Origin of the sequence: Mesorhizobium sp. WSM3626 (assembly GCF_000513935.1) — a bacterium.
GTDB classification, from domain to species: Bacteria; Pseudomonadota; Alphaproteobacteria; order Rhizobiales; family Rhizobiaceae; genus Mesorhizobium; species Mesorhizobium salmacidum.
The window spans coordinates 1-12,469 of sequence record NZ_AZUY01000034.1; the positions used below are offsets into that span (position 1 = coordinate 1).

Genomic DNA, 12,469 nt, shown 5'->3' on the forward strand with positions numbered 1-12,469 from the left:
CGCCGCAACAGCCGAAGGAAGTGGGTCCGGAACCTGTCCGTCCGGCGAACCCGGTCCAGTTCGAGCGGATCGTGTCGCCCGATGGAAAAGTAACCTACAGCAAGGTCCGCAAGTAGGTTTGCGCGGAACCAATTCTTAATGGAAGAAGTTCATCGTCCCTGCAAGATGTTGCGGGAACGACCGATGCTGAAATATGCCACCAGGTTGATCTACCTTGCGCCCGCGCTGACCTTCGGCCTTGGCGCGGCGTTCGTCGCGGCCGCCTATCGGCTTGGCGCGTCACCCGCCGATCCGGCCGCCTGGCAGGGTTTTCTGGCTCTCGCCCCGCTGGTCCGCGAGCCGGTCTATCTGGTTGCCGGGCTGCCGGGCTCCGGCGATGCCGCTGCCTTCGTCGTCTTCGCCACCGCCGCACTTGCCGGCGTCGTCATTGCCTTCTCTTCCCGTCCAACCGGCAGGGCGCGATTTGTCCATGCCCATCTTGCCTTCCTGATGCTGTTCCTGTCGATGGGTCGGGCAGGGGTCTTTTCCGCAGGCAACGCCGAGATCGGCATCGGCCCGGCATCGCTGACCGACTGGACGCTGGATTTCAGCAGCTTTCCCGCTATTGGTGTCGGCCTTTTTGCGGTCGTCGCGCTGACCTGCGCCGCCAGCCATCGGTCCGTGATACGTGACATGATTGTGCGGCAGACCGCCATGCAGAAGGTCGAGAGCCGGCGGACCAGGCATTCCGCGGTGGTGGCTGGTGCGGCCCTCGCGGTGGTCGGCGCCATCACTACGGTCACGTGGGCCAATGAGTGGGGGCCATTCGGCCCTTCGCCCCTGATCAACGCATGCGAGCAGGTGAAGGGGCATCTTCACTGCTGGCAGTAACTGGACGGAGCGGAATCGAGAACCGACAGATACTCGCACTTCCGTCCGTCGCACCCAGTGAAGGCCCCTTCAACCGTCATTTAACACCACTTTTTACTGGCAAATGAAGTTGCGCGGAGGTGCCAAACGATTTTGCGCGCTACAGTTCGGGCCGCTGTACTTCGGCCGCCATTGCTTAGGGCATGTAGCCCCTCTCCTGCAGCCATGCGGCCAAGATCAAGCGGATCGCCTCCGATCGCCCAGCGTTGTTCATGTCGGCAGAAAAGGAATCGATCGCTCGCAGGAGGTCTTCCGGCGCCCGGAATGCCACGAGAGGATCCTTGCCGATCGCCGGTCGCCCTCGCTTTTTAGCGCTTCACCTCCGGCATCCCGAGACGCGTATCAGAAATGTTGCTGAATGCGGCTCTGACGCAGGTTACACGCCGGCAGTTGCTGAATTCCCAAGGTCATGATGTCTAAGAGCGCACCGGTCAGTCCAGGCGGTGCGGAACAAGAGGTCTGGCTTCTCGTCTTCGATCCCTGCGCAGAAAAGGATATCCGAGTTGGCCGAGGTAGCTTGTCGGGACCGGCTCCTCCACGCCGTATTTCTCGGGCATCTCAGAACCCGGAACATGAAACGTGCCGAACAGCACGTCAAAGAGCGCGATCTGGCTGGCAAAGTTCTTGTCGTAAGCCGCTCGATGGTCGGCGTGATGCCAATGGTGGAACTGAGGGCTGGCGATCAGCCACTTGAGTGGGCCGAAATTGATCCTGACGTTGGCGTGCAAGAGCAGCGCGTGGCCGGTGTAAATGATGAAATAGATCGCGATCGCCTCATCTGAAAATCCAAGGAAGAAAATGGGTGCCAGCGAGACGGATTTTGTGATGATCTGGTCGACCGGATGGGCGCGAAAGGAGGCGAGCCAGTCAAGTTCCTCGATCCCGTGGTGGATTGAGTGGAAACGCCAGAGCGCCGGGATGGCATGAAAGGTGCGGTGCGCGGCGTAGACGCCAAGATCGGCGATGACGATCATCTCGATCACCTGGAGCCAGATGGATTGGCCGCTGATGGCCAGCAGCAAGCCACGCGGCACTAGCAAGCCCGCCGCGCCCATTGCGGCGGCCGCGACCATGACAATGAAAATCTTGGTGATGGCGCTGTTCAGAACAGCATAGATCACGTCGTTGCCGAAGCCATTGCGCAGTATCTTCTGGGGGCGAACGGCTAGAAGCCTCTCCAGCGGAACGAAGATCGCGAAGCAAATTAGCAGCGACTTTAGCCCGAGAATATCCACGTTCGGCACTAACCCCCACCCAAAGTATCTGTCGACCATTTGAACCACTCGGCTCTCCGCCGCGCAACGGGCATTCGCGGGAGAGTTGGCAATCCGAAGCCAATCGACAAAAGCTGCATTGCACCTATCAAGCCGTGAAATAACGCAAGTACATCGCAACCAGTGCCGCCGCGGCCATGATGACGCCATAGGGCACCTTACGTGTTTTCCTGATCTCCTCGATGCGGGACAGCGCCGGCCATGCCTGGTATTGCAGCGGCACGGGAAACTGCAAGGCGAGGCTGACGACAACCCCTCCGGCGGCAAGCCCGACGGCGAACGAGAACAGATGGTTCAGCCCGACGAACAGGCCGATTGGGAAGAACAGCTTCGCGTCGCCGGCTCCCAGCATCCGCAAGGCCCACAGCACGAAGCCGATCGTCAGCAGCAACAGGCCGGCGGCAAGGTCGCCCTGGAGCGGTGAAGCGCTATCGATCCCCGCAAGAATGCCGGCCCCTGGGTTCGCCCAGCGGATCAAAGCCAGAAGCGCATAGTCCGCAACAAGCGCCAGAACCGTCCAGTTGCGTATTTTCCAAGCTATGAAGTCCTGCCATGCGGCGATGAGGATCAATCCCGCCGCTGCCACGATGGCCACCACCCCGAGGAATTCCATCCCGCCTGCCCCCATTTCCATCTTGGCGCATTGCCGGACGCCTGACCGGTCGAATCATGCAGAATGATTATGCCCGGCGAAAGCCTCCGGCGCATCCGCCGTGATCGCAGCCATCGGCAATTTGATCGGGGCCAAGGGAAGCGGCGGGCGTAGCGGGCGGATACCTGAGGCTGAACGTAGCCTTGGGGCGGCGTGGCAGTCGCCAGCGGATGGTCGTTGTCGTGTTTCGACACACCTCCTCTAGAGCTACTCCTTGGAGCTACTTCGCCAGCCAAGTAAGACCAGATGCATGGGGCTTTTGTTAATTTACCATAAACCAAGTCGGAAATGTACCATTAGGATTCCCTAATTGACGAAACGCTTGTTAAGGAGATATTAATAATTGGCGCTGAGGGGGGCTCCTCTCGCGGACCGGTAAATGGAAACGTCATGTAAGGGAGTATCATCGTGACCAAATTGATCAGCATGTTCCGTGCCTTCGCCCGCGAAGAGGACGGCATCGCACTTTCGGAATACCTCGTTCTCCTCGGCCTGCTTGTTGGAGGCGTGATCGCTGCAGTGCTGGCGGTCGGTGTCAACCTGGCTGGCGCGTGGACGAGCTGGGGTACATGGTTCAGCACCAGCCTCTCCGCCCCGGCCTAACATCGATGGCGTCAAAAGGCGGCTTGCCTGTCGCCTTTTGACCGCGGCACAAACATGCTGCATAGACAATAAGCGGCTTTGTCGGCCGCTTGTTATCTAGTTATTATCTTGATTGATTGATTCTTTCGTCTGGGCGAAAAAGTTACGGCGGGGGCCGTTAGATGAAAAGCTCCACCATCATAAGTCTGCTTGTCTCGGTCGCGCTGGCGTTGCTGGCGGTCTTCGGCGTCCGATCCTATCTCGCCACCCAGCGCGACATTCTCGCGCAGCAGGCCGGCCTGGCCGAACCTGCGGCCGGGGATACGATCGTTGTCGCCACGCGCGCGTTGCGCTTCGGCGAGCCGGTCAAGCCCGAGGATGTCAGGGCTCTCGCATGGCCGACCGGAGAACTGCCGGCCGGCGCCTTCCGCAAGCCGGAGGATCTGCTCGGCACGGACGGCACGCTTCGCTACGTCATGTCGGCGATGGAAAAGGACGAGCCGGTGCTCGCCTCCAAGATCACCGGCGCCGGCCAGCGCGCGACATTATCGGCGGCACTCACCGAAGGTATGAAGGCGGTGTCGATCCGCGTCAATGACGTGCTTGGCGTCGCCGGTTTCGTCCTGCCTGGCGACCGCGTCGACATCCTGCTGACGCGGGTAGTTCATGAAGAGGCCAAAAGCGACCAGACTTTTGTCGACGTGCTGCTTCAGGGGGTCAAGGTTCTGGCCGCCGACCAGACAGCGGACGACCGCACCGACAAGCCCTCCGTCGTCAAGACCGTGACTTTCGAAGTCACGACCACCGAGGCGCAAAAGCTGACGCTCGCCGCCAATGTCGGCACGCTGTCGCTGGCGCTGCGCAATGTTGCTTCCTCTGGCGTGGAACAGACGCAGCCGGTGACGCTTGCCGATCTCGGCGGCGGACCGATGGCGCAGACGCTGAAGAATGATGGCGCCGACCAAAACAGACTTACCGATCTGGAGAAGCTCGTAAGAAACGTCGGTGACACGCTCGGCACGCGGCTCGGCGCGATGGAAGACAACCTTAAGCAAAAACCCGTTATTGTGGAGAAACCGGTTTTGGTTGCGGCGCCGAAACCGGACTTCGTGGTAATTGGCGTTTCGCGCAATACCAAGCGGGAAGAATACCGGGTCCCGCCGCTAAACTGACAAGAAGCCATTCGGGAGCGGCCGAGGACGGGGTAACGACGCATGGGCAATCGCCAACTTGAAGACACGGGGATATCGAGGCTGACGCGTGTTCTCGGTGCAGTTGTCTTTTTGGCCACTTCTCTTCTCGCGGGCCTCGTCGCGCCGGCGCAAGCCCAGGAGAAGAACGTCACGATCGGCGGTGGAAATGTCGCCCACGTGAAGGTCGCGCCCGGCAGCACGATGACGATCACCACCAGCCGCCGTTTCGCCGATCTCGTGGTTGGCAATCCCGCGGTAGCCGACGTCGTGCCGCTGACGGAACGCTCGCTCTACATCCAGGGAAAGGGATCGGGTGCCACCAACATCTCGATCTATGACGACGCGAAAAATCTTCTCGGCGTCATCGACGTGCGCATCATGCTCGATTTCGATGAAATCCAGACGGCGATCCGCTCGGCGGTGCCGAGTTCGAAGCTGACCGTCACCAACGTCAACGACCGCATTCGGCTTACCGGCGTGGTCAAGGACGGCGTCGATCTTGCGCGGGTGCTCGAGATCGCGCAGCAATATTCGAGCCAACCCGTGTTGAACCAGGTTCGCGTTTCCGACGCCCAGCAGGTGATGCTGGAGGTGCGCATCATCGAGGCATCGCGCAGCGCGGGGCGGGATCTCGGGATCGGGTTCAATGGTGTAAGTGCGAGCGGCGGTCTCTTTACCGCGGCTCCCCGGCTTCACATCGGCGTCAACGATGACACGCATCAACTCCAGACAGAAGTCGGCGCCGTCGCCACGCAGAACGGCACCCCGTTCGGGGAGATGATCGCCAAGGTGCTGGAAGTTTCCGGCTGGCGCATCGATGTCGTCATCAACGCCCTGGAGGCAAAGGGTCTCGTCCGCCGGCTGGCTCAGCCGAATCTCGTGACGATGAGCGGAACGACGGCCAGCTTCCATGCCGGCGGAGAGGTGCCAATCACGCGCGCGGTGACCACCGGCGGACAGCTCGCGACCGAAATCAGCTATCGACCCTATGGCGTGAAACTCTCCTTCACACCGATCGTCCTCGACAATGGGCTCGTCAATCTCGTGATCGAGCCGGAAGTCAGCGAAATCGACCGGTCGGTTACCGTCAACGGTAATCCCGGCTTCATTTCGCGCAAGGCCTACGCCACGATCGAACTGCGTGACGGGCAGAGCTTCGCCATGGCCGGCCTGTTACAGACGGTCAACGCCGGCGACGTCCAGCAAATGCCCTGGCTTGGCCAGGTCCCCGTGCTTGGGACGCTGTTTCGCTCCACCTCGTTCCAGAAGCGGGAGAGCGACCTGGTGATCGTGGTGACGCCGCGCATCGTGCGGCCGGCCTCGCCCGACGAGAAGCTGCATTCGCCGCTGGACCAGACGCGGCCGGGCAACGACGTGGATATGTTCATGCTCGGCATGCTGGAAGTCGACAAGGACATGATGCGGGGCTTCAAGGACGGAAAGGGTGTCATCGGCCCCTACGGTCACATCATCGATCTCGATTTCGGAGGCGCGTATGCCGTCGGCAAGAAATAGGACGGCCGGCGCCGTGCTCGGCGCATGCCTGCTGATGAGCGGTTGCGCCGATTACATGGCGCACAGGGATTCGGTGACGCTCGGCCTTGGCGACGCCCCGCAGGCCAATATCGGCATCCAGACGATCGATCCGTTCCCGCCGGAAGCCTGGAACACCAGGATCGGCGGCGATGGACGCGTGGTTGCAAGGGCGCAGCAGCGCTATGCGCCTACCGCGGTAATCGTGCCAGTGCCGGCGGTAGCGACGACCGAGGCCGCGGCCACGAACTGAGGACGAACAAACGAGGACAGGACAGGGAGCAGGCGGCGGCTCCGGGGTTTGCGAAGCTGGGTGCGGCGAAAGCCGACACTGGGGTCTGGTATGAGACGGAAGATACTCGATGTGCTGTTCGACGACCGTGGCTATGTCACGGCGTTGACACTGATTGCCATGCCGATGCTGCTGGGCTTCAGCCTGCTGGTCATCGATGTGTCGCGCGGCAATAATCTCCATACCGATCTGCAGAATGCCGTCGACGGGCTGGCGCTTGCCGGCGCCCGCGAACTCGATGGCAGGACGGATTCGATCACAAGGGCCAACGCCGCGCTCGCCGCTCTGGTGAAGAACCAGGCGCGTGGCGGAAACAGCGGTGCGGCGATTATCGACAACACGCAGGTTAGCGCGATCTACCTCGATACCATTCCGGTCAGCGACGACACTCGGATCGACAGCGCCTGGATAACCGCGCACCAGACGACGAATGGAACGCAGGCAGTCTATCTGCTTGTGAGATCCACGCCGCGCGCCATGACCTCGCTCTTTCCGATACCTGTCGGGTTGACGAGATCCACGGTGAATTTCCAGGCTGAAGCGGTAGCCGTTTATGACGCCTCGGCCTGTGACATAACGCCGATGTTCATCTGCAATCCTTTCGAAGCTCAGGGGCTTTCTCTGCCGGATGCGTTCAAACAAGGCCTGACCTATGGCCGGGAGATACTGTCACTTCAGGCGGGAGCGACACCTGGCGCCGGAAATTTCGGGCTATTGGACACCGACATGGATCTGAGGGAGTCCTTTGGAAAGGGTGCAGCCGGTGCCTGTTACAGCAAACGGTCAGTCGTGACAAAAACCGGCGTGAATTTTGGCCCGGTCTACGCCGGCATTAATGTTCGGTTCGATGTGTATGCCAACAGCATCAACAAGCCTCAGTACAAAAACGACCCGCTGTGGCGCCCCTCTATAAACGTCCGCAAGGGGGCCTCGAAATCCAGTAATTGTTCAAAGTTTGCATCCGATGACGTTGTCGCGAACGCGATGGGTTTCCCGCTGGGGAACAACTACAACTCGAGCACCGGAATGACCGACAGCACGTGGAGCCAGAGCCGAGACCTATATTGGAAGACGAACCATCCGCAGTCGACAATGCCGGCGATTCCGAGCGCAACGAACCCCTTGGGCACCTCTTTCCCTCCCTCCCGCTATGATGTCTACAAATACGAGATCGACAACAATTTGATCAACGAGACGGGAATCGGTAAAAACAAGGAAACGGGGGCTGTCGCCTGTCACGACCCATCCAGTGTCACCAAGTTGCCGGACAGGCGAGTGATCTTCGCTGCGATCGTCAACTGCCACGACTTCCAAGACAGCACAAAACACTCCACCATCAATGGCAAGACGACCCTGAAGCCAGACAGCTTCGCTAGCGTTTTTCTAACGAACCCCGTCGAGAAAACGGACAAGAGCGATGTTGAATCCTCCACCGGCTCCGTGAAGCCGATCACGTTCGAAATCGTCGATGTCACCGGAGGCCAAGGCAACGGCTCCCTGGACCAGTTCATGCGTGAAGAATCCTATCTGGTTCGATGATGACCATGGCGGCGTCGAACTGGACCACCACCCGGAAAGCATTCGTCAGCATGTTCGTGACAAGGCCGATGATCACAAGTGGGAGCACCAAGACGGCTGAAATTGTCGACGTCATTGGCTTGCACGGCAACGGAAGCCTGGGAAACGTTCCTGCGCGAGGAGGCGCAATTGGTCCGATGGTCACGTGGCTGAAGCGGACTCTCGAACGATTCCACCGCGACGAGCGCGGCGCGGTCCTCGCCGAAGCGCTGATAATCGTGCCGTTCGTCACGCTGTTTTCCGTTGGGATCCTGGAATTCGGCAACATGTTCTGGGAGAAGGAGCAAATCGAGACCGGACTGCGTGACGCGGCGCGCTATCTTGCGCGTTGCCAGCCAAGCAATGCGGTTTCCGGCTACGTGTCGCAATGCAGCGACACCGTTGCCCGGCGCATCGCCTACTACGGAACGTCCAACCCCGCCGCCACAGCGCTGCGGGTGCCTGGATGGGGGCCAAGCGGAAGTGCGATCGTGTTCGCCACGGTTACGCGTGCGGGGAAAACGGTCAACGTCGCGAGCACGTCACTTGCTTACAGCAATTCACCGCTGTTCGGCTGGCTTGGCCTCGCCAACATCACCATCCAGGCCTATCATGAAGAGAGGTATATCGGATGGTGAGGGTCTCTCCGTTCCGATCCTTTGTTCGTGAAGAGGTCGGTGCCGTTCTCGCCGAAGGGCTGATCGTATTTCCCTTGGTCTTGTTGGTCTTCGCCGCCTTCGTCGAGTTCGGCTACGCGATGTTCCAGTGGAACCAGACCGTCAAGGCGTTGCAATTTGGCGCGCGCAAGGTGGCGGTTTCGAGTTCGATGGTAACCGGTTTCGATCCCGTCACCGTGACAGCCGTGGCGTCCGGCGGCACGAACGGCGGCGTGGCGATACCGGTCGGCGCGCTTGGCCCCTGGACATGCACCGGCAGGCCGGCCTGCACCTCGGAACTCAACCGCATCGTGTATGGCGCCCCCGGGGCGACAACATGCCAAGCGATCGGCACCGGAAGCCCCGCAATGTGCCAACTGAACCCGCGCATCGGGATAAACAACGTTCGCGTCACGTATATGATGTCGGGACTTGGCTATTACGGAAGGCCGGCAGGCGCCGTGCTAACCATACGCATGGAAGTTCTCGGCATCACTTTCAATCTGCCTTTACTTGGCGCTTTATTAGGTCTCAATAATGTTACGATTCCAGCCTTGCCGGTGACCATCACAAGCGAGGACCTGGACACAAACTCGGGCAGCTGACCACGGCAGTGGAAACATCGGGCATTCTCGGATGACAAGCCATATGAACTTTTCGAGACGAGTGAAGGTGCTGATCGCCTCGGCGGATCAGGCGGCGTCCGAGTTCATGCAGAGCTCGCTGTCGGCGCTCTCGCAATACGACTGCGAGGTGAAGGATCACGGCGCGCTGCTCGACAAGCGCCTGGCGGTCGATCCGGCAAGCTACGATTTGCTGGTGCTCGACGCCGGCGATGGCGCCCTTCTCGAAAGCAGCGCCGCACAGGAACTGCGGCGCAAGTTCGCCGCGCTTCCGCTGATCGTGGTTTCCGATCCGCTGACCGACCAGCGCATGCGGCTGCTGCTGAAGCTCAACGGCAGCGACTGGGTGAGAAAGCCGCTGGACCGCAAGAGCTTCCTGGAAGCCGTGACCGGAAATGTGCAGATGGCGCATTCAGGTGGCAACCATGTGCATGCGGTCGTCTCGGCGGTGGGCGGAGCCGGCGGAACCTCCGTCGCCATCTCGCTGGCCGATGCGCTTGCCCGTACGGCGAAGAAGACGCAAGTCAGCGTTGCCCTGTTCGATCTCGATTTTACCACCGGCGCCTGCGGTCATTACCTGAATACGCCCAATGACTACGATTTGCGGCCGATCATTGCCCAACCATCGCGGGTCGATCTGGAATTCATCGACATTATCAAGAAAAAGCACCAGCGCGGCTTTTCGCTGCTGTCGTTCCGGCAACCCGGCGTCTCCATGGCTCCCTCCGGCGGCGAGCTTGTCCTGCGGATGCTGGACGTCGTGTCTCTCCAGAACAATCACACCGTGGTCGACATCCCCTATTACGAGACGAGCTGGAAGGATGAACTGCTGGCCGCGGTCAATTCCATCCATCTGGTCACCGAATTGACCATCCCTGGCCTGCAGCAGGCCAAGGAAGTCTACAACCGGATCAAGAAGCTCAGAAGCGACGATATTGCCGTCAAGGTCATCGCCAACAAGCATCGCAGGCGTCTCTTCAGCTTCGGCATCGGCAAGAAGGACGCCAACAACATCTTCAAGCAATCGAGCGCCATGGTCGTCGAGGACGATTGGGGCACCATGAACGAGGCAATCAATCGAGGCATGCTGCCGGCCGAAGTCAACCCGCGCTCAAAATTCGTCCGCCAGATCGAAAAACTTGCCGAGGCCGTCAAATGACCGGTCTGGGCCGGATAGGCCGCCTCACGCGCGGCGGCGCCGGAGCCGGTCTTTTGTTATTGGCCGTCGCCGGTATCGGCAGAGCTGACGCGACGGAGCGACGAAGCGAACCGGTGCCGAAGAGCCTTGGGCCGGTCACCAGGCGCGTCGTTGCGACGGAGACCAGGGAAAAGCCGGGAACAATCCTGATCTCGACCGCGGCGCGAACGCTCGACTTCGTCGTGGCGCCCGGCAAGGTCGCCCGATACTCGATCGGCGTGGCCAAGGATGGGTTCGTTTGGACCGGCACAGTGCGCGTCGGCGACAAGGCCGAATGGCCGGAATGGCGACCGCCGGCCGAGATGCGCCAGCGCGACCCGCGGCTGCCGGAAATGATGCCGGCGGGTCCCTACAATCCGCTCGGCGCGCGTGCGATCTATCTGTTCAAGGGGCAGCGCGACACTCTCTACCGCATCCACGGCACCAACGATGCGCCCTCGATCGGCGGCTTCGTTTCTTCCGGCTGTTTTCGCATGACGAACGCCGATGTGCTGGAGCTCTACGGCGAGGTGCGCATTGGCGCAAAAGTGATTGTCGAATAGGAAGAGCGGGCGGTATGGCCAACGGGATCATTGGGCGATTTTACAGGTCACGATCCGAGGGCCTGCCGGAACAGGCACTTGGCGCAGGCGCGGACCTTGCGCTCATCGAGAAGACCGAAGCCGTTCCTTCCGTGCCGCCGCCGACCGAGGACCCGAAACCGGTGGAGGGAGGTTCTCTTGGCCCCGACATGGTTTCGGAGCGGGTGAACCTGCACCGCTATCTTCTGGACCGTATCAATCTCGGTCTGCTTGAAACGGCGCAGAATGACGAACTCGCCGCCGAGATCCGGCCGCTGGTGCGCGAATATGTCCGGGCGCGGAATTTCCCGCTCAATGCGCGTGAACTCGACGGCCTGATCAGCGATATCACCGACGAAATGCTCGGGCTGGGTCCGATAGAGCCGTTGCTCAAGGACGATACGATTTCCGACATCCTGATCAACGGCCACGAGCACGTCTATATCGAGCGCTATGGCCAGATCGAGGATACGCCTATCCGGTTCAAGGACGAAGATCACCTTATGCGCGTGATCAACAAGATCGTCACGACCGTCGGGCGACGTGTGGACGAGTCTTCGCCGCTGGTCGACGCGCGACTTCCCGACGGATCCCGCGTGAACGCCGCCATTAGGCCGGTCGCGATCGACGGTCCGCTCGTCTCGATCCGCAAGTTTTCACGTCGGCCGTATACGCTCGACCGCCTTGTCGAAAGTCATTCGATGGCCAAGGCGATGCAGGTTCTGCTGACCGCGGCCGTCAAGGGCAAGGTGTCGATGATCATCTCTGGAGGAACCGGCTCCGGAAAGACCACCATGCTCAACGCGCTTTCGTCGCAGATTTCAAATCGCGAGCGCCTGATCACGATCGAAGACGCTGCCGAATTGCAGCTGCAGCAACCCCATGTCGGTCGACTCGAAACGCGGCCACCGACGCTGGACGGACGCGGCGAAATACGCCAGCGCGAACTCCTGAAGAACGCACTTCGCATGCGGCCCGACAGGATTATCGTGGGCGAGGTCCGCGGCGAGGAAGCTTTCGACATGCTGCAGGCCATGAATACCGGTCACGAAGGATCGATGACCACGATTCACGCCAACACGCCGCGGGATGCGGTCTCCAGGCTTGAGCAAATGATCGGCATGGCGGGCATGCCGATGTCGCAGCTGAGCATCAAGTCCCAGATCGCTTCGGCAATCACCCTGATCGTCCAGGTCGAGCGTCTTCACGACGGCACGCGGCGTCTGGTTTCAGTTACCGAAATCACCGGCATGGAGGGCGACGTCGTCCAGATGCAGGAGATCATGAAATTCCAGAAGCTTGGTGTCGACGACTTGAACAGAGTGAACGGACAGTTCCGGGCAACCGGCATCCGTCCGCGGTTCCTCGAGCACATCGCCGAACTGGGCTTCCAGCTGCCGGGCGATATTTTCGATCCGACTCGCTCCCTGATGTAGGTGT

13 protein-coding genes are annotated in these 12,469 nt (G+C 60.6%); 11 read left to right on the forward strand and 2 right to left on the reverse strand.

Annotation, left to right across the window (positions count from 1 at the left end; genetic code table 11):
• Positions 1-183: 183 nt before the first annotated feature.
• Positions 184-870, forward strand: a complete 687-nt coding sequence (locus M653_RS0121285) for a hypothetical protein (RefSeq protein ID WP_027145162.1) — start codon at positions 184-186, stop codon at positions 868-870.
• 470 nt (positions 871-1,340) lie between these two features.
• On the opposite strand, the gene M653_RS01000000133145 is transcribed toward M653_RS0121285, so the two are convergent.
• Entirely contained in the window at positions 1,341-2,183 is an 843-nt protein-coding gene (locus M653_RS01000000133145; RefSeq protein ID WP_051442754.1) for a sterol desaturase family protein, read from the reverse strand.
• A gap of 88 nt (positions 2,184-2,271) precedes the next feature.
• Positions 2,272-2,817, reverse strand: a complete 546-nt coding sequence (locus M653_RS0121300; RefSeq protein ID WP_348626247.1) for a pilus assembly protein CpaA — start codon at positions 2,815-2,817, stop codon at positions 2,272-2,274.
• Between the two features lie 426 nt (positions 2,818-3,243).
• Here M653_RS0121300 and M653_RS0121305 point away from each other — a divergent pair, with 426 nt between their 5' ends.
• The 10 genes from M653_RS0121305 to M653_RS0121350 all read left to right on the forward strand — a co-directional run bounded on the left by M653_RS0121305 (position 3,244) and on the right by M653_RS0121350 (position 12,465).
• The gene (locus M653_RS0121305; protein WP_032935737.1) at positions 3,244-3,438 is read left to right on the forward strand and encodes a hypothetical protein; all 195 of its coding nucleotides are present in this window, start codon (positions 3,244-3,246) and stop codon (positions 3,436-3,438) included.
• Positions 3,439-3,599: 161 nt separating this feature from the next.
• Positions 3,600-4,589 (forward strand): Flp pilus assembly protein CpaB, encoded by a 990-nt coding sequence (gene cpaB, locus M653_RS0121310; protein WP_027145165.1) that lies wholly within the window; start codon positions 3,600-3,602, stop codon positions 4,587-4,589.
• A 111-nt stretch (positions 4,590-4,700) separates the two neighbouring features.
• Entirely contained in the window at positions 4,701-6,125 is a 1,425-nt protein-coding gene (locus tag M653_RS0121315) for a type II and III secretion system protein family protein (protein WP_245262251.1), read from the forward strand.
• Entirely contained in the window at positions 6,106-6,396 is a 291-nt protein-coding gene (locus M653_RS0121320; RefSeq protein WP_027145167.1) for a hypothetical protein, read from the forward strand. The genes M653_RS0121315 and M653_RS0121320 overlap by 20 nt, the downstream gene beginning before the upstream one ends.
• 111 nt (positions 6,397-6,507) lie before the next feature.
• Positions 6,508-7,974, forward strand: a complete 1,467-nt coding sequence (locus tag M653_RS0121325) for a TadE/TadG family type IV pilus assembly protein (RefSeq protein ID WP_198028819.1) — start codon at positions 6,508-6,510, stop codon at positions 7,972-7,974.
• Positions 7,975-7,979: 5 nt separating this feature from the next.
• Positions 7,980-8,630: a TadE/TadG family type IV pilus assembly protein gene (locus tag M653_RS0121330; protein WP_245262253.1), complete on the forward strand. Its 651-nt coding sequence runs from the start codon at positions 7,980-7,982 to the stop codon at positions 8,628-8,630.
• Positions 8,624-9,253 carry a TadE/TadG family type IV pilus assembly protein gene (locus M653_RS0121335; RefSeq protein ID WP_027145170.1) on the forward strand — a complete coding sequence of 210 codons (630 nt, stop codon included), beginning with the start codon at positions 8,624-8,626 and terminating at the stop codon, positions 9,251-9,253. Before M653_RS0121330 ends, M653_RS0121335 begins: the two co-directional genes overlap by 7 nt.
• A 43-nt stretch (positions 9,254-9,296) precedes the next feature.
• On the forward strand, positions 9,297-10,430 hold the full coding sequence (locus M653_RS0121340; RefSeq protein ID WP_156938235.1) for a pilus assembly protein: 1,134 nt from the start codon (positions 9,297-9,299) through the stop codon (positions 10,428-10,430).
• Complete coding sequence (locus M653_RS0121345) at positions 10,427-11,011, forward strand: L,D-transpeptidase (protein ID WP_027145172.1); 585 nt, start codon at positions 10,427-10,429, stop codon at positions 11,009-11,011. The genes M653_RS0121340 and M653_RS0121345 overlap by 4 nt, the downstream gene beginning before the upstream one ends.
• A 14-nt stretch (positions 11,012-11,025) precedes the next feature.
• Positions 11,026-12,465 carry a CpaF family protein gene (locus tag M653_RS0121350; protein WP_027145173.1) on the forward strand — a complete coding sequence of 480 codons (1,440 nt, stop codon included), beginning with the start codon at positions 11,026-11,028 and terminating at the stop codon, positions 12,463-12,465.
• The last annotated feature ends 4 nt before the right edge of the window (positions 12,466-12,469 follow it).

Excerpts from the sequence above, each read along its gene's own strand:
- M653_RS0121340 (WP_156938235.1), top strand. The coding sequence starts at position 9,297 with ATGAACTTTTCGAGACGAGTGAAGGTGCTGATCGCCTCGGCGGATCAG.
- M653_RS0121300 (WP_348626247.1), bottom strand. The coding sequence starts at position 2,817 with ATGGAAATGGGGGCAGGCGGGATGGAATTCCTCGGGGTGGTGGCCATC.
- M653_RS0121330 (WP_245262253.1), top strand. The coding sequence starts at position 7,980 with ATGGCGGCGTCGAACTGGACCACCACCCGGAAAGCATTCGTCAGCATG.
- M653_RS0121320 (WP_027145167.1), top strand. The coding sequence starts at position 6,106 with ATGCCGTCGGCAAGAAATAGGACGGCCGGCGCCGTGCTCGGCGCATGC.
- cpaB (WP_027145165.1), top strand. The coding sequence starts at position 3,600 with ATGAAAAGCTCCACCATCATAAGTCTGCTTGTCTCGGTCGCGCTGGCG.
- M653_RS01000000133145 (WP_051442754.1), bottom strand. The coding sequence starts at position 2,183 with ATGGTCGACAGATACTTTGGGTGGGGGTTAGTGCCGAACGTGGATATT.
- M653_RS0121285 (WP_027145162.1), top strand. The coding sequence starts at position 184 with ATGCTGAAATATGCCACCAGGTTGATCTACCTTGCGCCCGCGCTGACC.
- M653_RS0121335 (WP_027145170.1), top strand. The coding sequence starts at position 8,624 with ATGGTGAGGGTCTCTCCGTTCCGATCCTTTGTTCGTGAAGAGGTCGGT.
- M653_RS0121350 (WP_027145173.1), top strand. The coding sequence starts at position 11,026 with ATGGCCAACGGGATCATTGGGCGATTTTACAGGTCACGATCCGAGGGC.
- M653_RS0121345 (WP_027145172.1), top strand. The coding sequence starts at position 10,427 with ATGACCGGTCTGGGCCGGATAGGCCGCCTCACGCGCGGCGGCGCCGGA.